Genomic DNA, 24,703 nt, shown 5'->3' with positions numbered 1-24,703 from the left:
CTGCGGGCATTGCCCTCTAACGGAATTGATGTTAAATACAAACTGTCGACAGAACAAAAGGGCGAGATAACATGGATCCGAGGACGAGCTGGAAGGGTGTGTTTCCGGCGGTAACGACGCAGTTCCGCGATGATTTTTCCGTCGATCTGGACGCGACGAAAAAGGTTGTCGAGGCGTTGATCGCCGACGGTGTTTCCGGTCTCGTCATGTGCGGCACGGTCGGCGAGAACTGCTCGCTGTCTCAGCCGGAGAAATTCTCTCTGCTGGAAATGGCAGTCGGGACCGTGGGCGGTCGCCTGCCGGTGATTTCCGGTCTCGCCGAATACACGAGCGTTCTCGGCTCCACCTATGCGCGCGAGGCCAGTCGTATCGGCGTCGACGGGCTGATGGTGATGCCGGCCATGGTCTACCCGGCCAAGCCGCGCGAGACGCTGGATCATTTCGCAACGATCGCGCGGGCGAGCGATACGCCGATCATGATCTACAACAACCCGCCATCCTACCGCACGGACGTGACGCCGGCGATGCTGGCGGCGCTGTCCGAGATCGACACGATCGTCGCCTTCAAGGACTCGTCGGGTGATACGCGCCGCATCGTCGATGTGCGCAACATGACCGGCGATCGCTTCATTCCCTTCTGCGGTCTCGATGACGTCGTGCTGGAAAGCGTCGCGCTTGGCTGCGTCGGCTGGGTCTCGGGCATGTCCAACGTGTTCCCGCGCGAAGGCGAGACGCTGTTCCGTCTGATCCGCGATCGCCGCTTCGACGAAGCGATGCCGCTTTACGACTGGTTCATGCCGATCCTGCATCTGGATGCCCGTTCGGACCTCGTCCAGGCGATCAAATATTGCGAGAAGCTGATCGGCCGAGGTAGCGAATTGACCCGCCCGCCGCGCCTGGCGCTCGACGCCGCCGAGAAGGTCGAGCTGGAGGCCGTCATGAAGCAGGCCGAAGCGACGCGGCCGGCGCTGCCGGAAGTCGGTCTGCCGCTCGCGGCTTGACGCGATCCTTCCGCTCCCCAGGTGGAGTGACGAGGGGCGCGCCACCGCGCCCCCAATTCATGCGGGAAGGCAGTCACGGGCATGCGCGTAGCGGTCATCGGAGCGGGCATTGTCGGCGTTGCGATCGCCCATGCGCTGCTAGACCAGGGCCATGCGGTCGATCTCGTCGATCGCGACGGCATCGCGGCCGGCGCGTCGGCCGGCAATGCCGGCTGGATCGCCCATGTCGACATCCTGCCGCTCGCTTCCGGCAAGGCCTGGCGCAACCTGCCGCGCTGGGCGCTCGATCCGCTGGGGCCGCTCTCGATCCGGGCCGCCTATCTGCCGAAGCTCCTGCCCTGGTTCGCCCGCTTCGCCTCGGCGAGCCGACCAGCCCGCATCGAGGCCTCGACGCTGGCTATCTCCGCCCTGAATAGCCGTGCCTTGCCCGCCTGGGAACGGCGGCTGGAGGCGCTCGGCCTCGGCCATCACCTTCGCCGTCACGGCCTTCTCTCCGTCTGGTCGAGCGAGGCGGGATGGCGCGCTGCCGGACCGCTGATCGAGCGCCAGCGGGCGCTTGGCGCCCCGGTCGAGGCGCTGGATGCCACGGCGCTGCAGGCGCTCGAGCCGGCGCTGGGGCCGCGTGCCCGGTTTGGCGCGCTCTATCCTTCGGGCTGCCACGTCTCCGATCCGCGCAACCTGACGCTCGATCTTGGCCGGTCGGCGCTGCAGCGTGGTGCCCGGCTGCTGCCGATGGAAGCGGTGTCGCTGCGCCGGGGCGAGGATGTCGGCTTCCACCATTCGCTCGGCACCGCGCTCTATGACGCCGTCATCGTCGCCGCCGGCGCCTGGTCGAAGCCGCTCGCCGCCTCGATCGGCGATCACGTCCCGCTCGATACCGAGCGCGGCTACAACGTGACGCTGCCGTCGGGCCGGCTCGGCCTGTCGCGGCCGGTGATGTTCGAGGGCGAGGGTTTCGTGGTGAGCCCGCTCGATACGGGCGACCGGGTGGGTGGCAGTGTCGAATTCGCCGGTCTCGAAGCGTCGCCCAATTATGCCCGCGTCGACGCGATCCTGACGCGGCTGCAGCGCTTCCTGCCGCAGGCCGAGCTTTCCGGCGGCACGCGCTGGATGGGTTTCCGTCCGTCCATGCCGGATTCGCTGCCCGTCATCGGCGCGGCGCCGGACGAGCCGCGCATCCTCTATGCCTTCGGCCATGGCCATTACGGCTTGACCCAGGCCGCGGCAACGGCAGAGATCGTTGCGGACCTTCTCGCTGGCCGTCAGCCGGCGATATCGATCGCTCTTTATTCGCCTCGGCGCTTTGCCGAGCGCTTCTGACGAGAGGCCTTTACGAAATGGCGCGCCATTCCTTCTTCTGCATCGACGGCCATACCTGCGGCAATCCGGTGCGCGTCGTCACCGGCGGTTCGATCCCGGTGCTGAAGGGCGCCACGATGTTCGAGAAGCGCCAGCATTTCCTCGCCGAGTTCGACTGGATCCGGAAGAGCCTGTGTTTCGAGCCGCGGGGCCACGACATGATGTCTGGCTCGATCCTTTATCCGCCGTCGAGCGAGGCTTACGACGTCGCGATCCTGTTCATCGAAACGTCGGGCTGCCTGCCCATGTGCGGCCATGGCACGATCGGCACGGTGACGACGATCATCGAGCATGGCCTCGTCACACCGAAGACGCCGGGCCTGCTGCGGCTGGAGACGCCGGCCGGCCTCGTCGAGGCGCGCTATGTCCAGAATGGTCCCTATGTCGACAGCGTCACGCTGACCAATGTGCCGTCCTTCCTGCTCGGGCGCGACTATGAGGTCGAGGTCGACGGGCTCGGTACGCTCAAGGTCGATATCGCCTATGGCGGCAATTTCTATGCGATCGTCGAGCCGCAGGCGAACTATGCTGACCTTTCGGATCTCGATCCGTCCGATATCCTCCGTCTGTCGCCGAAGCTACGCGCGGCCTTCAATGCGCGCCATAAAATCGCCCATCCGACCAATCCGGCGCTGAACCAGCTCACCCATGTGCAATGGACCGGCAAGCCGAAGAACCAGGGTTCGTCGGGCCGCAACGCCGTCTTCTATGGCGACAAGGCGATCGACCGCTCGCCCTGCGGGACGGGAACGTCGGCGCGCCTCGCGCAGCTTTTCGCCACCGGCCGGCTGGAGCAGGGCGAGGCTTTCGTGCACGAGAGCATCATCGGCTCAACCTTTACCGGCCGTGTTGCCGACACCACGAGCGTCGGCGACCTGCCCGCGATCATCCCAACCATCGAAGGCTGGGCCCGCGTCACCGGCCTCAACACCATCTTTGTCGATGATCGCGATCCGTTCTGGGCCGGCTTCCAGGTGGTCGACGGCGAGGCGTAGGGGCCTTCGTCCTGCTGCTTTCACCGCCCGGCCCAATGCTCTAAGACTTGGCTTCCTCGACGCCAATCCGGAAGCCTTGCCATGCGCGCCCTCGTCCTTGAAGAACGACTGAAGCTCTCCCTCCGTGACATCGATCTGCCGCTCGAAGTCGGGCCGCGCGACGTCAAGATCGCCATCCATACGGTCGGCGTCTGCGGTTCGGACGTGCATTATTACACGCATGGCCGCATCGGACCCTTCGTCGTCAACGCGCCGATGGTGCTGGGGCACGAGGCGGCGGGAACCGTCGTCGAGATCGGTTCGGCCGTGAAGAGCCTCAAGGTCGGCGACCGCGTCTGCATGGAGCCGGGCATTCCGGACCTGAACTCCAGGGCCTCCAAGCTCGGCCTCTACAATGTCGATCCGAGCGTCGTTTTCTGGGCGACGCCGCCGGTTCATGGCTGCCTGACGCCCTTCGTCGTTTTCCCGGAAGCCTTTACCTTCAAGCTTCCCGACAATGTCTCCTTCGCGGAAGGGGCGATGGTCGAGCCCTTCGCCGTCGGCATGCAGGCTGCGGCCAAGGCGAAGATCGTGCCGGGTGACACGGCGCTGGTCATCGGCGCCGGCCCGATCGGCATCATGGTGGCGCTGGCCGCGCTCGCCGGCGGCTGCTCGCGCGTCTATGTGTCGGATCTGGTGGCGGAGAAGCTGGACATTGCCGGCCGTTATGACGGCATCATCCCCGTCAATGTTCGCGAGAAGAAGATCGCGGACGTGATCGCCAATGAGACAGAAGGCTGGGGCGTCGACATCGTGTTCGAGGCGTCGGGCTCGCCGCGCGCCTATGAGGGGATCTTCGGCCTGGTGCGGCCGGGCGGCGCGCTTGTGCTGGTTGGCATGCCGGTCGAGCCGGTTCATTTCGACGTGGTCGGCGCGCAGGCCAAGGAAGTTCGCATCGAGACGATCTTCCGCTACGCCAATGTCTTCGATCGGGCGCTGGCGCTGATCGCCTCGGGCAAGGTTGATCTGAAGCCGCTCGTGACCGGCGTCTATCCGTTTGCGGAATCGATTGCCGCCTTCGAGCGCGCCGCCTCTGCCAACCCGAATGACGTCAAGCTGCAGATCCTTATGGAATAGCGCTCAGCGCGAAAGGCGCCGCCGATTGGCGCGCACGCGCTTGCGATAGGATCCGAGAAACGCCGCGGCAACGGATTGGGGGCTGCCATTGCGCATGGCGACGCCAGCGGCCGCCATCCAGGCCTCGCCGATGACGAGCGTCTTCTCCATCACCATCTGCTGGGCTTCAACGGAGGCGGCTGCGTCGCCGCGGCCGATCTTTGTCAGGCGCATAGCAACGACTTCCTGGGCTTCGAACGCCATGCGCGACGTCTCGAAGGCCAGTTGCCACCAATTGAACATGAAAATTCCTTGCGGCGAACCCCCGGCCAAGAATTCGGCCGGGGGAGAACGTTTATAAGGCGGGCAATCAAACCATCCAATAGGGTGGCACGCCGTAATAGTCGTGAACGCTCTTTTCATAGGCGCGGTCCCCCCAGGCGGGATCATCGCCCTCGTCATAGGCAGGCGCGCCTTCGAGCTGCTCCTTCGAAAGGCCGGTGACATAGCCGCCAAGCGAAGTGTCGTATTTCAGCGCGTTCCACGGCAGCGGATGGTACTTCTCGCCGAGGCCGAGAAAGCCGCCGAATGACAGCACGGCATAGGCGACCCGGCCGGAAACCTTGTCGATCATGATATCGTGAATGGTGCCGAGCCGCTCGCCGCTCGGATCGTAGACGGCCGTACCGTCGACCTTGTCGGCGCCAATCAGCGAATTGACGGGCTGGTGGATGGCTTCCATGTCGTCCTCCTTCGATTGCTGGATGAAGGAGAAACGCCTCGGCGAAGCGATCGTTCCGCCCCGTCATTGGCAGCAACACAAAAGAAACCCCGCCGGAGCGGGGTTTCGAAGGCTTGGGAGGAAGTAAGAGGAGAGAGAGAGGAGGATAGAGGGAGAGCTCTCAGTTGCAGCTAGCGGCGTTGCACTGGTCGCCGCCAACGACATCCGGACCCGAGCTGTTGTCGGTGGAGGAACTGTCGCTATTGGATCCGCCGCTCGAGCCGCTCGAGCCGCTCGAACCACTTGAGCCGCCGGAAGAGCCGGCACCGGTGCCGGCGACACTACCGCCAGCTCCCGCACCTGCTCCAGCGCTGCTGCCAGCAGCAGCGCCGGCTGTGGCTGCTGCGCTGATCGCAGATGCCGCCGCGGCCGAAACGCCGGGAGCGCCCGCGACCGCTGCCGCGATCGCCGCCGCCGCAGATGGCGCCGCCGCCGCAACGGCCTGAGCGACCGCCGCTGCCGCCGCCGGATTCGCCGCGGCCGCTGCCGCCGCGATCTTGGCTGCCAAGCCTGGATTTGCGGCTGCGAGTTTCGCTGCCAGCGCCGCCAGCGCCTCAGGATCGTTCGCGACCGCCGCCAGCTGATCGGCAATGTCCTGCGAAATTTCCTGCGCATAGGCTGCGACAGGCGCAAAAGTCATCGGCGCAGCGACCGAAACGCTCAAAGCCAAAGCGAGAAAGAATTTACGTGAAATATTCATAAGGATACCCCGTTCGCGAGCGTCGTGCCGACCGAACCCTAGATTCCTCTGCCCCAAGAATAACAACTGCCAAATGACCCAAAATCATCACAACACATTTTTCCGTATAGCACAATAGATGCTGCACTGCAAAAAAATGAGACGTAAGACGCAGTTCTACAGGCTGGTTACCGTATCGCGACGACGCCAGCTGTAAATTGAATCGACCCGAATTTGCTCGAGGCGACAATGACATATTGTCTTGGTTGTCGAAATCGCCGGCGTTAAGCGGAGATTGTGTCCGCCCGCCGCGCCACGAGATAGATATGCTCGCAGACGAGCGCGGTCTCGCCGGTTTGCTTTGTCACGGTGACCTGCTCGACGACGATCCCATGGCTGGAACGCTTGGGGTGGTCCCGCTTTTCGGTGATCATTGCCTCGACCGTGATCGTGTCGCCGATGAATACGGGCCTGACGAAGCGGACCTTGTCATAGCCATAGGACATGGCGTGCGGGTTGATCGTCGTTGCCGTCATGCCGACGCCGATCGATAGGATCAACGTGCCATGGGCGACACGCTGCTTGAAGTCCTGGGTCGCGCACCATTCGGCGTCCATGTGGTGCGGGAAGAAATCGCCCGTCTGACCGGCATGGATGACGATGTCGGCCTCGGTGATCGTCCGCCCCATCGTCCGGCGGCTGAAGCCGATGGCGTAGTCTTCGAAATATTGCTCGACGATCATGATACGCCCTCTCCGAAAGAAACTCCGCGAACCCTCCCCTTGAGGGAGGGTCAAAAGCGCGGCGCGCTTTTGGGGAGGGGCTAGCTTCGGCAAAGCCGAAGCGTTCTCCGCACATCCTCGTCCGCCACGCTCAAGCGACCCCTCCCCAAATCCGCCAAGGCGGATTTGGCCCTCCCTCAGGGGGAGGGCTGGGCGCTTCCGCGCTCGTTCAGTTCACCCAGCCGCCGTCGATGATGTGCATCTGGCCGGTGGTGTAGGTCGCAGTCGCCAGATAGATGGCGAGGTCGGCGATCTCCTGCGGGGTGCCGATGCGGCCGATCGGCTGGCGGGCGATGAAAGCGGCGCGGGCCGCTTCGTAGTCGCCCTGGGCGCGCAGGCGATCCTGCAGCGAAGGGCTCTCGACCGTGCCGGGGCAGATACCGTTGCAGCGAATGCCCCTGGCGACGAAATCCGCCGCCACTGACTTGGTCAGGCCGACCGTCGCTGCCTTGGTGACGCCATAGGCAAAGCGGTTCGGCACGCCCTTGATCGATCCGGCGACGGAACAGATGTTGACGATTGAGCCGTCGGCCTGCGCCAGCATGCCCGGCAGCACCGCCTTGATCGTGCGCCACATGGACTTGACGTTGAGGTCATAGGCGAAGTCGAGATCGGCTTCCGTTGCCTGCTCGATCGTGCCGGCATGGACAATGCCCGCCGCGTTGAACAGCACGTCAACCGTGCCGATCTCGGCGACGAGAGCGTCGACATCGGCGCCCTTCAGCACATTCAGCAGGCGGGTCGTGATGCCGGGGGCGCCTTCCAGCTCCGCCAGCTTCTCCGCATTGACGTCGGTCGCCCATACGGTGGCACCCTCGGCCGCCGCGCTCTCCGCGATCGCCCGGCCGATACCCTGTGCCGCCGCCGTGACCAGCGCGACCTTGCCTTCGAGCTTCCCGCCCATGAATTCCGTTCCTTCAGTTCGCAATCGTGAATCGCGATCCCTCGACGGTCTGCCGGTCGATCGCGTCGAAATCCCAGGCGATGCCAAGTCCCGGTTCCGCGCTCGGGACCGCATAGCCCTTGTCGATGGTCATGCCCTTCGTGGTCAGGCTGTCCAGTTGCGGGATGTATTCCACCCAGCGCGCATTGGGAACGGCCGAACAGAGCGCGACATGCAGTTCCATGAGGAAATGCGGACAGACGGCGACATTGAAGGTCTCGGCCAGATGCGCGACCTTGAGCCAGGGCGTGATGCCGCCGATGCGCGCGACATCGACCTGCACGACGGAGCAGGCGCGGCGTTGCAGGTAGTCGCGGAAATGCAGCGCGGAATAGAGGCTCTCGCCCACTGCGATCGGGATCGAGGTCGAGGCCGAAAGGCGCACATGGCCGTCGACATCGTCGGCCGTCAACGGCTCCTCGAGCCAGCCGATATCGGCCGCCTCGTAGTGGCGGGCTCGGCGGATGGCCTCGTCGACCGTGAAGGCCTGGTTGGCGTCGGTGAAGATCTCGAAGCCGCCGCCAACCGCCTCGCGCACGGCTATGAGCCGCGCCACATCCTCATGGATCGGCCGTCCGACTTTCATCTTGGCGCCGCCAAAGCCCGATTCCTTTGCGCGCAGCGTGTCGTCGACGATGGCGGAGGTTTCCAGATGCAGCCAGCCACCCTCGGTCGTGTAGAGGCGGATCTTCTCCTGCGCGCCGCCGGCAAGGACATGGATAGGGAGCGAGGCCCTGCGGGCCTTCAAATCCCAAAGTGCGGTATCGATCGCCGCGAGCGCCAGCGAGGTGATCGCACCGACGCTCGTTGCATGTGTCATGAACAGGAGGTCGCGCCAGATCTGCTCGATCATGCCGGCCTCGCGGCCGATCAGAGCCGGGCCGAGCGTCCGCTCGATCAGCGACATGATCGCCGGTCCGCCGGTGCCGATCGTGTAGCTGTAGCCCGTCCCGACGGCGCCGTCGGAATCGGTGATGCGGATGATCGGCGTTTCCTGGCTGACGAAGGACTGGATCGCATCGACCCGTTTCACCTTCGGCTTCAGGTCGACCATCAAGCCTTCGACGCGGACTATTCTTGCCATGAGTGCCTCCCTTCGCCCTGTTGTCCGGGCCTATCCTTTGACGCCGCCGAAGGTCAGTCCGGCGATCAGGTGCTTCTGCACGATGAAGGTCAAGAGCAGCGCCGGCACGATAATGATCACAGCCATGGCGCACATGCCCGTCCAGTCGACCGTGAACTGCGCGGTGAAGTCCATCAGCCCCACCGGCAGCGTCTTCGACGCCGTCGTGCGGGTAAGCTGCGAGGCGAGCGCGAACTCGTTCCACGAGGTCAGGAAGGCGAAGATGCCGGCCGAGGCGACGCCGGATTTCGCCAGCGGGAACTCGATCTTCCAGAAGGCCTGCCAGGGCGAGCAGCCGTCGATCTTGGCCGCTTCCGAGAGTTCCTGCGGGATTTGGCGGAAGAAACCATCGATCAGCCAGATCGTGAACGGGATGTTGAGCGCCAGATAGACCAGGATGACTCCGAAATGGGTGTCGATCAGGCCGATGCGGCTCCAGATGATGAAGACCGGTAGCGACAGCGAGATGCCTGGCACGGTGCGCGACAGCATCAGCGTCAGGAAGGACGCCTTCTTGAAGCGGAAATTGTAGCGCGCGAAGGCATAGCCGCCAGCCATGCCGATCAGCACGGCGAGGATGGTGCTCGTCACCGAGATCACCAGCGAGTTCAGGAAATAGCTCGCGACCGGAATGCCTTGCTGCGTCGCCGATAGGCCGAAGATCGAACGGAAATTGTCGAGCGTCCATTGCTGCGGCAGCCAGACAGGGGGCCGGGCCATCACCTCGACATTGTCGCGGAACGCCGTCATCACCACCCAGAGGCCGGGCAGGCAGATCACCACCATGACGACGAAAACGCCAAGGCGGATCATGAAGCGCTGGAACGAGGTTTCCATCAGGCCATGCTCCCCAGGCTGGCGCGGGCCGATGCCAGCTTCCGGAAGAAATAATAGGTGAAGTAGATGGAGAGCAGGATCGAGGCGTAGGACATGGCGTTGGCGACGCCCATGCGCGCATCCTGGTAGCCGACCCGGGCGATCAGCGTCCAAAGCAGTTCGGTGCGACCGGCGGGCCCGCCATTCGTCATGATCTTGACCATGTCATAGGCGCGCGCGACATCGAGCGAGCGGATCGCCATGGCGATGTAGACGAAGGGCATCAGGAAGGGCAGCGTGATATGGCGGAATACCTGCCATGGATTGCAGCCATCGACCTTTGCCGCCTCGACCGGATCGCGCGGCATCGCCATCAGCCCGGCGAGCAGCAAGATCGCGAAGACCGGCGTCGACATCCACACCTCGGCGACGAGGATGGCGAGGTTCGCCGTCCACGCATTCACCAGCCAGGGGATCGTGACGTCGGTCCAGCCCAGCGACTGGATGGCGTTGTTGATGAGGCCGACATTGTCGTTGAAGATGTATTTGAACTGAAAGCCGACCAGGATCGGCGAGAACATCATCGGGAACATCATGATGGTCCGGATGACGCGCTGTCCGGTGGTGATCTTGTCGATCAGCAGGGCGATGCAAAGGCCGAGCACGAGCTCGAGGTTGAGCGCTACGGTGAGGAACACCAGCGTGCGCCCGAACGCCCACCAGAAGTCCACATCGGAAAAGATGCGTATGTAGTTGCGCAGCCCCACCCACTGCCAGAGCGAGGCCGGCTGGACGAGGCGATAGGCGGTGAAGCTCGTATAGAGCGAGAAGATCAGCGGGATCAGGATGACCGCCGCGATGATCAGGAACGCCGGCAGCAACAGCACGAACGGCGCGGAAAGACGGCTGGTGAAGAAGCGCATCAATGGAGTCCGGTGAGCCACTGGATCAGGGCCGAAAGCGACGCCGCCGTTTCTTCACCTCTTCCTAAGGGAGAGGTCGGCGGCGAAGCCGACGGGGAGAGGGTTTACGGACTATCCGGGGGAGGGCGAAAACCCGCTCCCGGACCTGCGGTCCGACCTCCCCCTTAGGGGGAGGTGAAGGCTGCCTATTTCAGGACGCCGGCATCTTCCATGATCTGCTTGGCCTTCTCGGCCGCCGTGTCGAGCGCGTCCTTCGGCGTCTTCTGGCCGACGATCGCGGCCTGAAGTTCCGGCCAGATCACGTTCGAGACCTCGATCCATTGCGGGACGAGCGGCGGCGTGCGCGCGTCGGCGAGCGACTGCTCCCATGTGGCGAACATGTCAGCCATGTAGGTATTGTTGTCCTTCTTGAACTCATCCACCACATCGGCGAACGCCTTCGTCCGGGTCGGCAGATTGCCGGCGCGCGCTTCCATCATTTCCGACTGGTAGTCGGTCAGGAAAGTAACGAAGGAGACCGCTGCCGGCTTGTTGTCGCAATCCTTCGTCACCGAGAAGGAGTGCGAGCCCGACCAGCCGCCGCGCTTGCCGGCCGTGCCGACCGGAGCGACCGCGAGGCCGATCTTGCCGGCGATCTTCGACGACTTCGGATCATTGAAGAAGGCGGCCCAGCCCGGCCAGTCGAGATCGACGGCGAGCGTGCCGGCGGCCATGGCCTGGCCGATATCGTCCCAGGTGTAGTTCACCGTGCCGGCGGGAACCGCCTTGGCGTTGTAGATGTCGATGAACCATTGCAGCGCGTCGAGGCCGGCCTGCGAGTTGAAGGTCGGGTTCCAGTTGGCATCGAACATGTCGCCGCCATTGGCGCGCACGATCTCCATGAACCGGCCCGTCATGCCCTCGTCCTTGCCGGCGAAGGCGGTGCCGTAGAGGTTCGGCGGATTGGCGAAGAAGATGATCTGCTGCTTGAACTCGTCGAAGGTTTTCGGCGGGGCAAGATCGGTGCCGAACTTCGCCTTGTACTTCGCCTTGTTGTCGGCGTTCTCGTACAATTCCTTCTGGTAGTAGAGGTTCGACACATCGGTGACGCGCGGCAGCTGCACGAGGCGGCCGTCGACCATGGAAGAGGCGAGCGTACCCGGCACGAATTCGGCCAGCGTCGTCTCGGGGATCACTTCCTTCAGGTCGATATAGAGATCGCCATATTGCGGGGCGAATGAGGTGTGGTTCGAGCCGACGCACCAGGTGATCGAGCCGGAAGCGATGTCCTGCTTGATCTCGCGGTCGAGTTCGAAATGGTTCTTGGACGAGACGATCTCGACCTTGGCGCCCGTCGCCTTTTCCCATTCGGCGATGCGCGTATAGAGCTTCTCGTACTGGGTGCCGCCGATGAGCTTCACCTTCAGCGTGTAGCCGGGGAACTTGCCCCAGTCATATTGCGTGTCTTCCGCATGCGCGGGCATGGCGAGCGCGCCCAAGGCGGCGCACGAAAACAGAACGGCCTTGAGGCCGCGAAAAACGGTCATGTGTGATCTCCTCCCGACGGCGCCATCGGATCATCCTCACGATTCCGACCGGCACTTCCTCCACTATTGAATGGAGTATTCGTATATAAGCGAAATTGACGGAACCGAGTCAATGTCTAACTTGGCTCAAAAGAGGCTTGGACCGTGGGCGGAATGGGGACAGGAAATGCTGGACGACGCCAATGACCGCTACCGCGCGCCCGCGCTCGACAAGGGCCTGGACATCCTTGAGCTGCTGGCCTCGACCGATGAGAGCATGACGCAGGCGGAGATCGCCAAGGCGCTCAATCGATCTCCGAACGAGATTTACCGTATGCTCGACCGCCTTGTGCGGCGCTCCTATGTCGCCCGCATCCTGGGTGATCGCTACGAATTGACGCTCCGCCTGTTCTCGCTCGCTCACCAGCATCCGCCGGTGCGAAGGCTGGTGAGCCAGGCGCTGCCGGTGATGCGTGAATTCTGCAAGCGGGCCGAGCAGGCCTGCCATCTCGCGGTCTATGACCGTGGCCGCGTCGTCGTTGTCGGCCAGATGGACGCGCCATCCTATTGGAGCTATTCGATTCGCGTCGGCGCTCGCGTCAGCCTCTACAATACCGGCTCCGGCCATGTCCTTCTCGCCTTCGCGACCTCGCAGGAGCGGGCGATGATGGAGTCGGAGCGCGAGGACCAGGCCGAGGACGCGCACCGTCCCGAGGGACTCGACAGACGGTTGGTCGAAATCCGCCGCCAGGGCTATGAGGTGATGCCGTCGGTCCAGTCGGAGGCGGTCTACAATCTCTCCGCGCCGATCCTCGGCCCCAACGACACGGCGATCGCCGCGCTCACCTGCCCGTTCCTCTCGCGTATCGACCGGCCGAATGTTCCGGGCCGGGATGCGGTACTCGACATCCTGCTGGAGACCGTGCGCGATCTGTCGGCGGCGCTCGGCCGCGGCGGGGACAGCGAGGGTTGAGGCTGCCGCTTGCTCGGCAGTCCATCGTCGTGAATGATATCATCACCCATGAATGAAAACGAGCCGGCCTGAAGCCCGGCAGGGAGGACCGCGTGCGGATCGTCGACACCCATCTCCACCTCGTCTACCAGGAACGCTTTCGCTACCCCTGGCTCGCGGGCGCCCCGTCGCTCAACCGCAACTTTACGCTTGCGGACTACCTTGCCGAAGCGAAGCCGCTCGGTATCGAAGCGATGCTGCATATGGAGGTGGACGTCGCCGAGCCGGATATGGAGGCGGAGACCGCCTTCGTCACGTCGCTGGGCGAGGGCGTTGTCGGCGCCATTGCCGCCTGCCGGCCGGAACACGCCGATTTCCCGGAACTCGCCGAGCGTTATGCGGCCAATCCCAGGGTGAAGGGGCTTCGCCGCATCCTGCACGAATCGCCGGACGAACTCGGTCGCCGTCCGATCTTCCAGGACAACATCCGTCGCCTGGCGCCGCTTGGGCTGACCTTCGACCTCTGCGTGCTGGCGCGGCAGCTTCCGATCGCGGTCGAAATCGCGCGCGCCGCGCCCGATGTCCAGTTCATCCTCGATCATTGCGGCGTGCCCAACGTCAAGGACCAAGCGCTCGATCCCTGGCGCGCCGACATGACCGCGCTCGCCGAACTGCCCAATGTCGCGGCCAAGATCTCCGGCGTCATCGCCTATGGCGATCCGGAGCACTGGAAAGTTGCGGATCTGCGCCCTTTCGTAGAGCACACCATCGAAGCCTTTGGCTGGGATCGCGTCGTCTGGGGGTCTGACTTTCCGGTCTGCACGCTGACGGCCAATCTGACACGCTGGGTCGAGGCGACGCATGAAATCATCGCCGGCGCCAGCGAGCCGGAGAAGGCAAAATTGCTGCACGCCAATGCAGAACGGATCTATAGGCTGGCGGTTTAGCGCCAAAAGGGAGGCAGAAAATGCAGCGAATGGGATTCATCCTCGGCATCAAGCCCGAGGCGATCGCGGAATATAAGCGCCTGCACGCCGCCGTCTGGCCGGGCGTCCTCGAGCGCATCGCGCTCTGCAACATCAAGAACTATTCGATCTATCTCCGCGAACCGGAGAACCTGCTCTTCGCCACTTTCGAATATCACGGCGCGGACTACGCCGCCGACAGCCTGCTGATGGCCGCCGATCCGGTGACGCAGGATTGGTGGAAGATCTGCATGCCGCTGCAGGCCCCGCTCGGAAGTCGAAAAGAGGGCGAGTGGTGGGCGGAGATGGAAGAGGTATTTCATACCGATTGAGGGGGAAGCGACTTTCGGCGCGCACGACTTGATCCCCTCTCCTGCCTTCCGGGAGAGGGCTAGGGTGAGAGACTTTCTCCTTCCCTTCGTCGCCGACACCCCAGCAAGACCCTCACCCCAACCCTCTCCCGCAAACGGGAGAGGGGAGAGCGCAGCGAGACTCTTATGGCCGATTTCGAACCTTCCTCCCTCTCGCAGTCCTGGCCGCGGCCCTCGGCGCCCCGGCCGATCGTCATTATTGGCGCGGGTGGGATCGTCGGCGACGCGCATCTGCCGGCCTATGCGATGGCTGGGTTTCCCGTGGCTGGCATCTATGACCGCGATGTGGTCAAGGCGCGGGCGCTGGCCGAGCGCTGGAGCGTGCCCGCCTTTCGCACGGTCGACGAAACGGTCGCGGTACGCGATGCGGTCTTCGATCTCGCAACGCCGCCCGCCGCCCATCTCGACGTGCTGAAGCGCCTCCCGAAAGGCGCGGCTGTCCTGATCCAGAAGCCGATGGGCCGCGACCTGGCCGAGGCGAGCGCCATTCTGGCGCTGGCCCGCACACGCGGCTTCAAGGCGGCGGTGAACTTCCAGCTCCGCTTCTCGCCGATGATGCTGGCGCTTGCCGATGCGGTCGGTCGCGGGCTGCTCGGGCCGCTGGTCGATGTCGAGGTGCATTTGAACCTCGTGACGCCCTGGCACCTCTTCCCGTTCCTGAAGGGCATGCCGCGCGTCGAGATCGCGGTCCATTCGATCCACTATCTCGACCTGATCCGCGCCTTCCTCGGCAATCCGACCGGAATCCATGCCCGCACGCTCGGCCACCCCTCGACCGATCTGGCGCAGACGCGCACCTCGGCGCTGCTCGATTTCGGCGGCGACCGGCGCTGCACTTTGTCGATCAACCACAATCATGATTTCGGGCGCCGCTTCCAGGATGCGAGCTTCCGTTTCGAGGGCCGCGACGGCGCCGCCCTCGTCAAACTCGGTCTGCTGCTCAACTATCCCAAGGGCGAGCCGGACGAACTCTGGATCACCGCCGACCGCGGCCCCGACGCCAAATGGAAGAGCGTCAAGCTCTCGGGCGGCTGGTTCCCGCATGCCTTTATCGGCGTGATGTCGAACCTCCAGCGTTATGCGACTGGCGAGGACGAGACGCTGGTAACGTCGGTGGAGGATGCCTGGCACACCATGGCGATGGTCGAGGCCGCATTCGAATCGGCGGCGGCGCCGGCGACGGCCGTGAGGACGGCACCTTAGGAGGGCTTGATTTTCTTCACCTCTGCTCGAGGGAGAGGTCGGCGCGAATCGCGGGGGCGGGTTTACGGCCATCTCCGGATGGTTCCCTAAACCCTCTCCCGCCGGCCTTCGGCCGTCGACCTCCCCCTCATGGGGAGGTGAAGGAAAGAGCGTACTTTCTGCGGCACCACACTTTCCCATTGATTTGCCGATGAGTTGTCGATTGATATATGAAGAACAAGAAATGTCGGCATGCGGGAGGAAACCATGACGACTGAGCCGGGCGCGCCGACGGTGGGCGTATCGTCGACGCATCCCAAGGACATGCCGAAGGAACATTCCGACCTGCCGGTCTGGAATGCCGAGAACTGGTTCTATGAGGACTGGCCCGTCGGCCAGAAGATCCGCTCGCTGCGCCGCACTATGGCCGAAGGCGATTCGCATCTCTTCAACCTGCTGGTCACCGACATCCACCCCTATGTGCAGGACCAGATGTTCGCCGCGAGCGAGGGCGTCTTCGGCCGCCGCCTGGTCGCTGGCGCCTTCGTCTTCTCCGCCGGGCTCGGCCTCGTTGCGACCAATTGCGTCAATGCCTTCTCCTATGGCTATGACCGGCTGCGCTTCATCAAGCCGGTCTTCATCGGCGACACGATCTACGCGATCCGCACCAATCTGGAAAAACGGCCGAAATACAAGGCGATGGGCCTCATCCGCGCCTCCTATGAGATCTTCAAGGGCGAGGGCGAGCTGGTGCTCTATTGCGAGCATCTCCAGACGGTCAAATATCGCGACGCCTCGGCCTTTGCCGGCGATACAGAGAAGTAACAGGCCTCACTGATGTCGAATTCCGAAATGCCGCTCAGCGGGCTGGTCGTCGTCGATCTCTCGCAATTTCTGTCAGGGCCCTATTGCGCGTTGCGCCTCATGGATCTCGGTGCGCGCGTCATCAAGGTAGAGCGGCCGGATGGCGGCGATCTCTGCCGACGGCTCTATCTGACCGATACCGAGATCGGCGGCGATTCGACGCTTTTCCACGCGATCAATCGCGGCAAGGAGAGCTTCGCCGTCGACATGAAGAACCCGGCCGAGCTTGAGAGCCTGAAGAAGCTGCTCGCCCGAGCCGACGTCGTCATGCAGAATTTCCGCCCCGGCGTCATCGATCGCCTCGGCCTTGGCTATGAGGCGGTGAAGGCGATCAATCCGGATGTCGTCTATGGCTCGATCACCGGCTATGGCGACGAGGGGCCGTGGGTGTCGCGGCCAGGACAGGACCTCTTGGCGCAGGCTCGCTCTGGCGTCACCTGGCTGAACGGCGACGAGCACCAGGGGCCGGTGCCCTTCGGCCTCGCCATTGCCGACATGCTGGCCGGCGCGGCGCTCTGCCAGGGCGTGCTGGCGGCGCTGGTCCGTCGCGGCATTTCCGGCAAGGGCAGCCATGTCGAGACCAGCCTGATGGAAGCGCTGGTCGATTTCCAGTTCGAGGTGCTCACCACCTATATGAATGACGGCAACCGCCAGCCCCGCCGCTCGGCCTTCCGCAACGCCCATGCCTATCTCTCGGCGCCCTATGGCATCTATCCGACGCAGGACGGCTATCTCGCCATCGCGATGACGCCGATCCCGCGCCTGGCCGACCTTCTCGGCATGCCGGAACTCAGCCCCTGGCGCGACGATCCGAAGAGTTGGTTCACGGCGCGCGACGAGATCAAGCACTTGATCGCGGCGCGTCTCTCGACCCAGACGACCGAGCATTGGCTGTCGATCCTGGAGCCGGCCGACATATGGTGCGCCAAGGTGCTCGACTGGCCGGAACTGCTGGTCAATCCGGGTTTCACCGCCCTCGACATGCTGCAGACGGTGGAGCGCGCCGACAATGTCTCGATCCGCACGACCCGCTCGCCGATCCGCGTCGATGGCATCCGTCCGGTGAGCACGGTCGCCGCGCCGCGCATCGGCGAGAACACCGAGGCCATCCGGGCGGAGTTCGGCCTATGAATGATGGGCTGAAACCACCTCGCCCTTCCCTTGACCTGAAGAGACAGAGCCGATGACCACCCCACCGATCACGCTCAAGGGCATGACCTGGAGCCATCCGCGCGGCTATGACCCGGTCGTCGCCTGCGCCGAAATCTATGCGCGCGAGAAAGGCGTCGCCGTCGAATGGAACAAGCGCTCTCTGCAGGATTTCGAGAGCTTTCCGGTCGACGAACTGGCCAAGGCCTATGACCTCATCGTCATCGACCACCCCCACGTCGGTCAGGTCACCCATGAAGGCTGCCTGGCGCCGCTCGATGTGCCGGGGCGCGAGGATGAGCGTGACGGCCTCATCGCCGGCTCCGTCGGGCCGTCCTATCCGAGCTATTTCTGGCGCGGCAAGCAATGGGCGTTCCCGATCGACGCCGCGAGCCCGGTCATGGCCTATCGGCCGGACCTGATCGCGTCGCCGCCCACGACCTGGGATGAGGTCATCGCGCAGGCCGAGAAGGGCCATGTGCTGCTGCCGTTGCGCCCACCGCATTCGCTGATGGCATTCTTCACCTTCGCCGCCCATCTCGGCACGCCCTGCAACGTACTGGGGCCGGAGCTGATCGGCCGCGACGCTGGCATCCGCGCCTATCAGTGGATGCACAAAATCGCGCGGCTGGTTCCCGACGTCGCCTATGACATCGATCCGATCGAAGTGTTCGAGCGCATGGCGGAGGCGGGCTCGACGCTTGCCCTCGCGCCGCTGCTCTATGGCTATGTCTCCTATGCGACGGACGGCTTCCGCCCGCATCGACTCGCCTTCACCGATATGCCGGTGATCGAGGCGGGTACGGCGCCGCGTGGCTCGGCGCTTGGCGGCACCGGCATCGCCGTCTCGGCGCATTCGAAGCACAAGGACGCGGCGATCGACTTCGCCTATTGGCTGGCAAGCGGCGAGGTCCAGCGCGGTGCCTATGCAGCGAATGGCGGCCAGCCAGGTCATGCCGCGGCGTGGAACGACGACGCCGTCAACGCCCGCACCCACGACTTCTACCGCGGCACGCGCGCGACTCTGGAAGAGGCTTTCGTCCGCCCGCGTCATGACGGCTACATGCCGTTCCAGGAGGAAGCCTCGCAGCGCATCAACCTGGCGCTGAAGTCGGGCGAGGACGGCACTAGCCTCATCGAGGACCTGAACGCCCTGTTCGAGAAGAGCTTCAAGGACGTCTGAGCGAGGCTCTGCCAATCAGGCCGGCTGCGTTTCCTTCAGCCGGCTCAGGAAGTCCAGCAACTCGCCGCCCGTAATTTCGATCGGTCGGTCGTTCATGACCACTAGGTCGGGGCTGGGCACCTCGTCGCAGGCCGCCTCGCGACGGAGGCGCTCGGCCACGGCCACGGCGCTTTCGCGCCCGCGCGCCGTCAGCCGCACGGCCAGCACCTCGGGCGGCGCCGTGACGAGGACCACGGCGACGCGAGGAAAGCGATGCCGCGCCTCGGCGAGCACGCTTCGAGAAAGGTTGCACACTGCGACCGAGCCTGCCTGTACCGCCGCCAGTGTCTCGGCCGGAAGGGCATAACCGAGGCCATGCGCACGCCAGGAGAGCGCGAAGCTCCCGGCCGCGTGGCCCGCCTCGAAACTCGCCGGGTCGATCGTGTCGTGATCCTCGAAGGCGTTGGCGGCGCGCGTCACCAGCCGCCGAACGAAGATGAAATCCGCATCGGCAGCCAGCGCCGTGCGGGCATGGGCGATCAGCGTGTCCTTGCCGGCCCCGCTGGGCCCGACGATGGCGACGAAGGCTCCGGCCATAACGATCTCCTCACGAGACGCGGCGGCCTTGGCGCCAGACATGACGTACAATCGGCGTCGAGCCGGCGAGGTTGACGCGCACGAGATCGGCGCGACGGCCGGGCTCGATGGCGCCGCGGTCGCCAAGGCCGGTTGCCTCGGCTGGCGTCAACGTCACGGTGCGGATCGCGCTCGCAAGGTCGATGTTCGGGACGCGCTGCGGCAGCTCGAAGGCCGACATCAGCAGGCTTGCCGGCACATAGTCGGACGAGAGGATGTCGAGCACGCCCGCGCGAGCCAGTTCCTCGGCGGCGATGTTGCCGGAATGCGAGCCGCCGCGCACGACATTCGGCCCGCCCATCATCACGCCAATGCCGGCGGCATGCAGCGCCGCGGCCGCTTCCAGCGTCGTCGGGAATTCGCCGATCGAAACGCCGTTCGTCACGGCCTCTTCGGCATGGGCGGCGGTCGCGTCGTCATGGCTTGCCAGTACCGCGCCGACGTCGCCGGCGATCTCGATCAGGCGGCCGCGGTTCGGCCGCGCATTCTTCTCGTGCAGTTCGAGCCGCTGGGCGATGAAGAAATCGGCCTCGGCCTCGGTCATTGGCTTGCGCCGCATATAGAAGCGCCGCCACGTCGCCATGTCGGTGAACTGGCGCTGGCCCGGCGTGTGGTCCATCAGCGACATCATGTGGATCGGGAAGCGGTGGGAGAAATCCTCGACCTGCTCGATCACGTCCTCGCAGGCGATCTCGCAGCGCAGATGCGTGCGATGATCGACGCGCAGGTGACCGGAGGCCCTGGCCTCGTCGATCGCTTCGGCGAGTTTGACCAGATCCTCGCCAACGGAGGTCGAATCGGCATCGGAGCCGGCGCGCAGCGAATCGAACACGGTGGTGATGCCGGCCGCCGCGATCTGCGCGTCATAAGCCATGACCGAGGCGAGCGGATGCCAGCGCACATGCGGGCGCGGCGCGAAATGGCTCTCGAGATGGTCGGTATGCAACTCGACCAGGCCGGGAATCAGATGGTCGTCCTCCAGATCGATGCCGCTCTCGGGCGCCTTGCCCTCGCCGATCTCGGCGATCACGCCGTCGGAAACGGCAACCCATCCCGCCGGGACGACTCGGTCGGGCAGGACGAGCGTGGCGTTGGTGAGGACATAGTCGCGCGGGTCGATCATCGAATCAGGTCTTTCCAGTTCAGCGTGTGCCGACGGGACTCTCCCCTTGAACCCTCCCCTTGAGGGAGGGTCAAAACCGCGAAGCGGTTTTGGGGAGGGGTCGCGTCTGCTCTTCTAATCTCACAGCCATGGCGAGACCATGACCCCCTCCCGAAAACGTCGAGGCGTTTTCGGCCTCCCCTCGGGGGAGGCTCAAGGAGAGCGTCACCCTCCCGCGCTCACTACGCCGCCTTTTCCGTGGCGAAGCGCGTCACATCCACGATGCGGTCGGCGACGCGGTCGCGCACATCCTCGTCGTGGAAGATGCCGATAATCGCCGCGCCGGCGCGCTTCTTTTCTTCGATCAGGCGCACCACCACGGCGCGGTTGGCCGCGTCCAGCGAGGCAGTCGGCTCGTCGAGCAGCAGTATCGGCCGTTCGGAGGCAAGGCCGCGTGCAATATTGACGCGCTGCTGCTCGCCGCCGGAAAAGGTGGCCGGCGGCAGCGCCCAGAGGCGTTCGGGAACGTTCAGCAGCGTCAGCAGCCGCTCAGCGCGGGCCCAGGCCTCGCACTCGCCGATCCCGTCCGACATGGCGGCTCCGGCGACGATGTCGAGTGTCGAGACTCGCGGGATGACGCGCAGGAACTGGCTGACATAGCCCATGACCGAGGCGCGCAGCTTCAGGATGCGCCGCGGCTCGGCGCTGGCCACGTCAACCGCTTCCTCGCCGTCGCGAACGAAGATGCGACCGACGTCGCAGCGGTAATTGCCGTAGATCATCTTCAGGATCGATGATTTGCCGGCTCCGGACGGCCCGCCGAGCACGACGCACTCGCCGGGCGATGCCGCGAAGCTGACATTGTCGACGACGCCGATCCGCAGTCCGTCCCGCAGATGCAGCGTGAACGCCTTGGAGACGCCGCCGAGAGTGACGAGGTTGTCGGTCATGATCATGCCGCCAGCACGGAGGAGACGAGAAGCTGCGTATAGGCCTCGCGCGGATCGTCGAGCACCTGGTCGGTGAGGCCGGTCTCGATGACGTGGCCGTGCCGCATCACCATGATGCGGTGGGAGAGCAGCCGTGCCACGGCGAGGTCGTGCGTGACGATGATCACCGCGAGACCGAGTTCGGTGACGAGGCCGCGGATGAGATCGAGCAGACGCGCCTGTACCGAGACGTCGAGGCCGGAAGTCGGCTCGTCCATGAAGACGAGGCGCGGATGGGTCACCAGATTGCGGGCGATCTGCAGGCGCTGGCGCATGCCGCCGGAGAAGCTCTTCGGCAGATCGTCGATGCGGGTCGGATCGATCTCGACGCGGCCGAGCCAGTCCGACGCCGTATCGCGGATCTTGCCATAATGGCGCGCGCCCACCGCCATCAGCCGCTCGCCGACATTGCCGCCGGCCGAGACGCCCATGCGCAGGCCGTCGCGCGCATCCTGCCGCACGAAACCCCAATCGGTCCGCAGCAGGAAGCGCCGCTCGGCCTCCGACAGGTCGAACAGATTGCGGCTGACGCCGTCGCGCATGCTGTAGTGGACACTGCCGGAAGTTGGCGGCAGTTCGGTCGAGAGCAACGAGAGGAGCGTCGACTTGCCCGAACCGGACTCGCCGACCACCGCCAGCACCTCGCCCTCATAGATATCGAACGAGACCTCGGCGCAGCCGATCCTGGGACCATAATGTTTGGTCAGATCGCGGGCAGAGAGAAGGGGGAGATCGTTCTGGGTCATGATGCGCTTTCCTCTACGAAAGGCACGGCAGTTCTTCCCTCTCCCGCCTCGCGGCAGAGGGAGAAGGAAGAGGGAGCCAGCTCCAGCCGGAAGCTGAAGCCGTGCTTCTCAAAGCCCAAGCCTTCATAGAAGGCATGGCCGCGCTCGTTGGCGAGGTTCGAAGACAGCGCCACCTTGTAGGCGCCCTTGGTCTGGGCCAGGGCGCAGGCGGCGTTCATCATGGCGCGGCCGATGCCGCCGCCCTGGCGATCCTCGCGCACCACGACATTCTCGATCATGGCCGTCGGCGTGCCCCAATGGGCAATATTGTCGATGATCATCAGCGCGAAGGTGCCGAGCACCTCCCCGTCCGCTTCCGCGAAATAGATGGCGTAGTCGGGATAGGCGGCGAAGCGGGCGAAGATCGCCTTCGCCGCATCAAGGGAAATCACGTGGCCCTTGTTGAAGCTCGGCTGGGCATAGAGCGCGAGCAGGGCGGGGAGATCGGCCTCGGTGATAGGGCGGAGCACGAGATCCATCATGATCCGCTCCCGTCGACGGAGGATGACGGCGGTGCCCCCTCTCCCGCGCCGCGGGAGAGGGTGAAGGAAGGGGGATCGCCGCTGTTGGTCCCCAGCATCTCGCCGACATGCCCTTGCGCCCGCCGTTCCTCGCAATAGTCGCTGTCCGAGCAGACGAACATCCGCCCGCCTTCATCGTCGAGCACGACCTCGTCGAGATAGACGCCCGTTGCCGCGCAGAGCGCGCAGGGCTTGTCGAAGCGCTGCACCGCGAAGGGATGATCCTCGAAATCGAGGCTGCGGACCCGGGTGTGCGGCGGGACCGCATAGATGCGCTTTTCGCGGCCGGCGCCGAAGAGCTGCAGCGCCTCGCAGAAATCCATCTTGGGATTGTCGAATTTCGGAATCGGCGACGGGTTCATCACATAGCGCCCGGCGATTTCGACCGGATAATCATAGGTTGTCGCGATATGCCCGTGCCGCGAAATGTCCTCATAGAGCTTCACATGCATGAGGCCGTAGTCGGCGAGCGCATGCAGCTTGCGCGTTTCGGTCTCGCGCGGCTCCAGGAAGCGCAGCGGCTCGGGGATCGGCACTTGGTAGACGAGGACCTGACCGCTGGTGAGCTTGTGTTCCGGAATGCGGTGGCGGGTCTGGATGATCGTCGCCTCGGCGGTCTTCGTCGTCGTCTCGACGCCGGCTGTCTTGGCAAAGAACTTGCGGATCGAGACGGCGTTGGTCGTGTCGTCCGAGCCCTGGTCGATCACCTTCAGCACGTCCTGCGGCCCGAGGATCGCTGCCGTCACCTGCACGCCCCCCGTGCCCCAGCCATAGGGCATCGGCATTTCGCGGCTGGCGAAGGGAACCTGATAGCCGGGAATGGCAATCGCCTTCAGGATCGCACGGCGGATCATCCGCTTCGTCTGTTCGTCGAGATAGGCGAAATTGTAGCCGGTGGATCCGGTTGCTGCCGCGCTCATTCCGCCGCCTCCTTCAACTCGCCCTCAGCTTCCTGCCGCCGGCTCGCGTAGTCGGCGCGCATCTGCCGAACGAGGCCGAGTTCAGCCTGGAAATCCACGTAATGCGGCAGCTTCAGATGCTCGACGAAGCCGGTCGCCTGGACATTGTCGCAATGCGACAGCACGAATTCCTCGTCCTGCGCCGGCGCCACGACATCTTCGCCGAATTCGCGGGTGCGCAGGGCCCGGTCAACGAGCGACATCGACATCGCCTTCCGCTCGCTCTGGCCGAAGACGAGGCCATAGCCGCGGGTGAATTGCGGCGGCAGCTCTGCCGAGCCATGGAATTGGTTGACCATCTGGCACTCGGTCACCGCGACCGGCCCGAGCGGCACGGCGAAGCCGAGCTCCTCGGGGACGAACTCGGCCATCACCTCGCCGAACCTTATTTCGCCGACGAAGGGATGGGTGCGGCCATAGCCGCGCTGGGTCGAATAACCGAGCGCCAGCAGGAAGCCCTCGTCGCCGCGCGCCAGCGCCTGCAGGCGAAGATCGCGATCCGCCGGGAAGTCGAGCGGGGCGCGCGTGAGGTCGCCAATTTCGGCATCGTCGTCGCGGCTCTCCTGCTCGATCAGCCCCTCGCCATCCAGAAGGTCGGTCACCCGCGGCGACGGCTCGGGCTGCGTGTGGGCCTCGATCTCGGGCGGTAGCTCAGCGCCGGCCTCGAGCAGGAAGTCGATCAAGCGATGCGTATAGTCGAAGGTCGGGCCCAGCACCTGCCCGCCGGGCAAATCCTTGAAGGTGGCCGAGATACGGCGCTCGATTTCCATGGCAGCCGTATCGAGCGGCTCGGAATAGCCGAAGCGGGGCAGCGTGGTGCGAAACGCCCGCGTCAGGAAGATCGCCTCGATCAAATCGCCGCGCGCCTGCTTGATCGCCAGCGCCGCCAGCTTCGGGTCATAAAGCGAACTCTCCGCCATGACGCGGTCTACGGCGAGCGTGAGCTGCGCCTCGATCTGCGAAGGCGCGATTTCGGGGATCGTCGCCGGCCCGCGCCGCTTCCGGGCGAGGAGCGCATGGGCGTTGTCGATCGCTGCCTCGCCGCCTTTGACCGCGACATACAT

At 64.6% G+C, this 24,703-nt stretch carries 27 protein-coding genes; 11 read left to right on the top strand and 16 right to left on the bottom strand.

Annotation, left to right across the window (positions count from 1 at the left end; translation table 11 throughout):
* Nucleotides 1-71 precede the first annotated feature (71 nt).
* The 4 genes from OSH05_RS06805 (at nt 72) to OSH05_RS06790 (ending at nt 4,471) form a co-directional block, all read left to right on the top strand.
* On the top strand, nt 72-1,001 hold the full coding sequence (locus OSH05_RS06805; RefSeq protein ID WP_104216964.1) for a dihydrodipicolinate synthase family protein: 930 nt from the start codon (nt 72-74) through the stop codon (nt 999-1,001).
* 81 nt (nt 1,002-1,082) lie between these two features.
* Nucleotides 1,083-2,321, top strand: a complete 1,239-nt coding sequence (locus OSH05_RS06800) for an NAD(P)/FAD-dependent oxidoreductase (RefSeq protein WP_104216965.1) — start codon at nt 1,083-1,085, stop codon at nt 2,319-2,321.
* Between the two features lie 17 nt (nt 2,322-2,338).
* Nucleotides 2,339-3,355: a 4-hydroxyproline epimerase gene (locus OSH05_RS06795; protein WP_104216966.1), complete on the top strand. Its 1,017-nt coding sequence runs from the start codon at nt 2,339-2,341 to the stop codon at nt 3,353-3,355.
* An 81-nt stretch (nt 3,356-3,436) separates the two neighbouring features.
* Nucleotides 3,437-4,471 (top strand): NAD(P)-dependent alcohol dehydrogenase, encoded by a 1,035-nt coding sequence (locus tag OSH05_RS06790; RefSeq protein ID WP_104216967.1) that lies wholly within the window; start codon nt 3,437-3,439, stop codon nt 4,469-4,471.
* A gap of 3 nt (nt 4,472-4,474) precedes the next feature.
* On the opposite strand, the gene OSH05_RS06785 is transcribed toward OSH05_RS06790, so the two are convergent.
* From OSH05_RS06785 to OSH05_RS06745, 9 genes are all read right to left on the bottom strand, one after another.
* Nucleotides 4,475-4,753: a hypothetical protein gene (locus OSH05_RS06785; protein ID WP_104216968.1), complete on the bottom strand. Its 279-nt coding sequence runs from the start codon at nt 4,751-4,753 to the stop codon at nt 4,475-4,477.
* A 67-nt stretch (nt 4,754-4,820) separates the two neighbouring features.
* The gene (locus tag OSH05_RS06780; RefSeq protein WP_104216969.1) at nt 4,821-5,192 is read right to left on the bottom strand and encodes a PRC-barrel domain-containing protein; all 372 of its coding nucleotides are present in this window, start codon (nt 5,190-5,192) and stop codon (nt 4,821-4,823) included.
* Between the two features lie 160 nt (nt 5,193-5,352).
* The gene (locus OSH05_RS06775) at nt 5,353-5,871 is read right to left on the bottom strand and encodes a hypothetical protein (RefSeq protein WP_133163033.1); all 519 of its coding nucleotides are present in this window, start codon (nt 5,869-5,871) and stop codon (nt 5,353-5,355) included.
* Nucleotides 5,872-6,194: 323 nt separating this feature from the next.
* A complete protein-coding gene (locus tag OSH05_RS06770; protein WP_104216971.1) occupies nt 6,195-6,653 on the bottom strand; it encodes a MaoC family dehydratase in 459 nt (152 codons plus the stop codon).
* A gap of 208 nt (nt 6,654-6,861) precedes the next feature.
* Nucleotides 6,862-7,596 carry an SDR family oxidoreductase gene (locus OSH05_RS06765; RefSeq protein ID WP_104216972.1) on the bottom strand — a complete coding sequence of 245 codons (735 nt, stop codon included), beginning with the start codon at nt 7,594-7,596 and terminating at the stop codon, nt 6,862-6,864.
* A gap of 13 nt (nt 7,597-7,609) precedes the next feature.
* Complete coding sequence (locus tag OSH05_RS06760) at nt 7,610-8,719, bottom strand: mandelate racemase/muconate lactonizing enzyme family protein (protein ID WP_104216973.1); 1,110 nt, start codon at nt 8,717-8,719, stop codon at nt 7,610-7,612.
* 30 nt (nt 8,720-8,749) lie between these two features.
* Complete coding sequence (locus tag OSH05_RS06755) at nt 8,750-9,595, bottom strand: carbohydrate ABC transporter permease (protein ID WP_104216974.1); 846 nt, start codon at nt 9,593-9,595, stop codon at nt 8,750-8,752.
* Nucleotides 9,595-10,497: a carbohydrate ABC transporter permease gene (locus tag OSH05_RS06750; protein WP_104216975.1), complete on the bottom strand. Its 903-nt coding sequence runs from the start codon at nt 10,495-10,497 to the stop codon at nt 9,595-9,597. Before OSH05_RS06750 ends, OSH05_RS06755 begins: the two co-directional genes overlap by 1 nt.
* A gap of 185 nt (nt 10,498-10,682) precedes the next feature.
* Nucleotides 10,683-12,023, bottom strand: coding sequence for an extracellular solute-binding protein (locus OSH05_RS06745; protein WP_104216976.1), 1,341 nt, complete (start codon nt 12,021-12,023; stop codon nt 10,683-10,685).
* Nucleotides 12,024-12,189: 166 nt separating this feature from the next.
* On the opposite strand from OSH05_RS06745, the gene OSH05_RS06740 reads away from it, so the two are divergent.
* The 7 genes from OSH05_RS06740 to OSH05_RS06710 all read left to right on the top strand — a co-directional run bounded on the left by OSH05_RS06740 (nt 12,190) and on the right by OSH05_RS06710 (nt 18,668).
* Entirely contained in the window at nt 12,190-12,975 is a 786-nt protein-coding gene (locus OSH05_RS06740; RefSeq protein ID WP_104216977.1) for an IclR family transcriptional regulator, read from the top strand.
* 92 nt (nt 12,976-13,067) lie between these two features.
* Complete coding sequence (locus OSH05_RS06735) at nt 13,068-13,901, top strand: amidohydrolase family protein (protein WP_104216978.1); 834 nt, start codon at nt 13,068-13,070, stop codon at nt 13,899-13,901.
* Between the two features lie 20 nt (nt 13,902-13,921).
* On the top strand, nt 13,922-14,251 hold the full coding sequence (locus tag OSH05_RS06730) for an L-rhamnose mutarotase (RefSeq protein WP_104216979.1): 330 nt from the start codon (nt 13,922-13,924) through the stop codon (nt 14,249-14,251).
* 165 nt (nt 14,252-14,416) lie between these two features.
* Nucleotides 14,417-15,493: a Gfo/Idh/MocA family protein gene (locus OSH05_RS06725; RefSeq protein WP_104216980.1), complete on the top strand. Its 1,077-nt coding sequence runs from the start codon at nt 14,417-14,419 to the stop codon at nt 15,491-15,493.
* A 246-nt stretch (nt 15,494-15,739) separates the two neighbouring features.
* Complete coding sequence (locus tag OSH05_RS06720; protein WP_104217644.1) at nt 15,740-16,297, top strand: MaoC family dehydratase; 558 nt, start codon at nt 15,740-15,742, stop codon at nt 16,295-16,297.
* 12 nt (nt 16,298-16,309) lie between these two features.
* Nucleotides 16,310-17,467, top strand: a complete 1,158-nt coding sequence (locus OSH05_RS06715) for a CaiB/BaiF CoA transferase family protein (protein WP_165801419.1) — start codon at nt 16,310-16,312, stop codon at nt 17,465-17,467.
* A 52-nt stretch (nt 17,468-17,519) separates the two neighbouring features.
* Nucleotides 17,520-18,668 carry an extracellular solute-binding protein gene (locus OSH05_RS06710; RefSeq protein ID WP_104216982.1) on the top strand — a complete coding sequence of 383 codons (1,149 nt, stop codon included), beginning with the start codon at nt 17,520-17,522 and terminating at the stop codon, nt 18,666-18,668.
* Nucleotides 18,669-18,683: 15 nt separating this feature from the next.
* On the opposite strand, the gene phnN is transcribed toward OSH05_RS06710, so the two are convergent.
* From phnN to OSH05_RS06675, 7 genes are all read right to left on the bottom strand, one after another.
* Nucleotides 18,684-19,244 carry a phosphonate metabolism protein/1,5-bisphosphokinase (PRPP-forming) PhnN gene (phnN, locus tag OSH05_RS06705; RefSeq protein ID WP_104216983.1) on the bottom strand — a complete coding sequence of 187 codons (561 nt, stop codon included), beginning with the start codon at nt 19,242-19,244 and terminating at the stop codon, nt 18,684-18,686.
* A gap of 10 nt (nt 19,245-19,254) precedes the next feature.
* A complete protein-coding gene (locus OSH05_RS06700) occupies nt 19,255-20,406 on the bottom strand; it encodes an alpha-D-ribose 1-methylphosphonate 5-triphosphate diphosphatase (protein ID WP_104216984.1) in 1,152 nt (383 codons plus the stop codon).
* A gap of 221 nt (nt 20,407-20,627) precedes the next feature.
* Entirely contained in the window at nt 20,628-21,335 is a 708-nt protein-coding gene (gene phnL / locus OSH05_RS06695; RefSeq protein ID WP_104216985.1) for a phosphonate C-P lyase system protein PhnL, read from the bottom strand.
* 2 nt (nt 21,336-21,337) lie between these two features.
* The gene (phnK, locus tag OSH05_RS06690) at nt 21,338-22,120 is read right to left on the bottom strand and encodes a phosphonate C-P lyase system protein PhnK (protein WP_104216986.1); all 783 of its coding nucleotides are present in this window, start codon (nt 22,118-22,120) and stop codon (nt 21,338-21,340) included.
* On the bottom strand, nt 22,117-22,641 hold the full coding sequence (locus tag OSH05_RS06685; protein ID WP_104216987.1) for a GNAT family N-acetyltransferase: 525 nt from the start codon (nt 22,639-22,641) through the stop codon (nt 22,117-22,119). Before OSH05_RS06685 ends, phnK begins: the two co-directional genes overlap by 4 nt.
* Nucleotides 22,638-23,600: an alpha-D-ribose 1-methylphosphonate 5-phosphate C-P-lyase PhnJ gene (locus OSH05_RS06680; RefSeq protein WP_104216988.1), complete on the bottom strand. Its 963-nt coding sequence runs from the start codon at nt 23,598-23,600 to the stop codon at nt 22,638-22,640. The genes OSH05_RS06685 and OSH05_RS06680 overlap by 4 nt, the downstream gene beginning before the upstream one ends.
* Complete coding sequence (locus OSH05_RS06675) at nt 23,597-24,703, bottom strand: carbon-phosphorus lyase complex subunit PhnI (protein WP_104216989.1); 1,107 nt, start codon at nt 24,701-24,703, stop codon at nt 23,597-23,599. Before OSH05_RS06675 ends, OSH05_RS06680 begins: the two co-directional genes overlap by 4 nt.

The organism is Kaistia algarum (genome assembly GCF_026343945.1).
Lineage (GTDB): Bacteria > Pseudomonadota > Alphaproteobacteria > Rhizobiales > Kaistiaceae > Kaistia > Kaistia algarum.
The sequence above is the reverse complement of the archived record's forward strand: the minus strand, read 5'-3'. Positions and strand labels throughout refer to the sequence as shown.

Bases quoted from the DNA above. Each gene is read 5' to 3' on its own strand.
- OSH05_RS06680 (WP_104216988.1), bottom strand. From the start codon at position 23,600: ATGAGCGCGGCAGCAACCGGATCCACCGGCTACAATTTCGCCTATCTC.
- phnK (WP_104216986.1), bottom strand. From the start codon at position 22,120: ATGACCCAGAACGATCTCCCCCTTCTCTCTGCCCGCGATCTGACCAAA.
- OSH05_RS06760 (WP_104216973.1), bottom strand. From the start codon at position 8,719: ATGGCAAGAATAGTCCGCGTCGAAGGCTTGATGGTCGACCTGAAGCCG.
- OSH05_RS06715 (WP_165801419.1), top strand. From the start codon at position 16,310: ATGTCGAATTCCGAAATGCCGCTCAGCGGGCTGGTCGTCGTCGATCTC.
- OSH05_RS06720 (WP_104217644.1), top strand. From the start codon at position 15,740: ATGACGACTGAGCCGGGCGCGCCGACGGTGGGCGTATCGTCGACGCAT.
- OSH05_RS06790 (WP_104216967.1), top strand. From the start codon at position 3,437: ATGCGCGCCCTCGTCCTTGAAGAACGACTGAAGCTCTCCCTCCGTGAC.
- OSH05_RS06745 (WP_104216976.1), bottom strand. From the start codon at position 12,023: ATGACCGTTTTTCGCGGCCTCAAGGCCGTTCTGTTTTCGTGCGCCGCC.
- OSH05_RS06770 (WP_104216971.1), bottom strand. From the start codon at position 6,653: ATGATCGTCGAGCAATATTTCGAAGACTACGCCATCGGCTTCAGCCGC.
- OSH05_RS06800 (WP_104216965.1), top strand. From the start codon at position 1,083: ATGCGCGTAGCGGTCATCGGAGCGGGCATTGTCGGCGTTGCGATCGCC.
- OSH05_RS06805 (WP_104216964.1), top strand. From the start codon at position 72: ATGGATCCGAGGACGAGCTGGAAGGGTGTGTTTCCGGCGGTAACGACG.
- OSH05_RS06780 (WP_104216969.1), bottom strand. From the start codon at position 5,192: ATGGAAGCCATCCACCAGCCCGTCAATTCGCTGATTGGCGCCGACAAG.
- phnL (WP_104216985.1), bottom strand. From the start codon at position 21,335: ATGACCGACAACCTCGTCACTCTCGGCGGCGTCTCCAAGGCGTTCACG.
- OSH05_RS06700 (WP_104216984.1), bottom strand. From the start codon at position 20,406: ATGATCGACCCGCGCGACTATGTCCTCACCAACGCCACGCTCGTCCTG.
- OSH05_RS06740 (WP_104216977.1), top strand. From the start codon at position 12,190: ATGCTGGACGACGCCAATGACCGCTACCGCGCGCCCGCGCTCGACAAG.
- phnN (WP_104216983.1), bottom strand. From the start codon at position 19,244: ATGGCCGGAGCCTTCGTCGCCATCGTCGGGCCCAGCGGGGCCGGCAAG.
- OSH05_RS06755 (WP_104216974.1), bottom strand. From the start codon at position 9,595: ATGGAAACCTCGTTCCAGCGCTTCATGATCCGCCTTGGCGTTTTCGTC.
- OSH05_RS06750 (WP_104216975.1), bottom strand. From the start codon at position 10,497: ATGCGCTTCTTCACCAGCCGTCTTTCCGCGCCGTTCGTGCTGTTGCTG.
- OSH05_RS06685 (WP_104216987.1), bottom strand. From the start codon at position 22,641: ATGATGGATCTCGTGCTCCGCCCTATCACCGAGGCCGATCTCCCCGCC.
- OSH05_RS06785 (WP_104216968.1), bottom strand. From the start codon at position 4,753: ATGTTCAATTGGTGGCAACTGGCCTTCGAGACGTCGCGCATGGCGTTC.
- OSH05_RS06675 (WP_104216989.1), bottom strand. From the start codon at position 24,703: ATGTATGTCGCGGTCAAAGGCGGCGAGGCAGCGATCGACAACGCCCAT.
- OSH05_RS06710 (WP_104216982.1), top strand. From the start codon at position 17,520: ATGACCACCCCACCGATCACGCTCAAGGGCATGACCTGGAGCCATCCG.
- OSH05_RS06775 (WP_133163033.1), bottom strand. From the start codon at position 5,871: ATGACTTTTGCGCCTGTCGCAGCCTATGCGCAGGAAATTTCGCAGGAC.
- OSH05_RS06725 (WP_104216980.1), top strand. From the start codon at position 14,417: ATGGCCGATTTCGAACCTTCCTCCCTCTCGCAGTCCTGGCCGCGGCCC.
- OSH05_RS06765 (WP_104216972.1), bottom strand. From the start codon at position 7,596: ATGGGCGGGAAGCTCGAAGGCAAGGTCGCGCTGGTCACGGCGGCGGCA.
- OSH05_RS06795 (WP_104216966.1), top strand. From the start codon at position 2,339: ATGGCGCGCCATTCCTTCTTCTGCATCGACGGCCATACCTGCGGCAAT.
- OSH05_RS06730 (WP_104216979.1), top strand. From the start codon at position 13,922: ATGCAGCGAATGGGATTCATCCTCGGCATCAAGCCCGAGGCGATCGCG.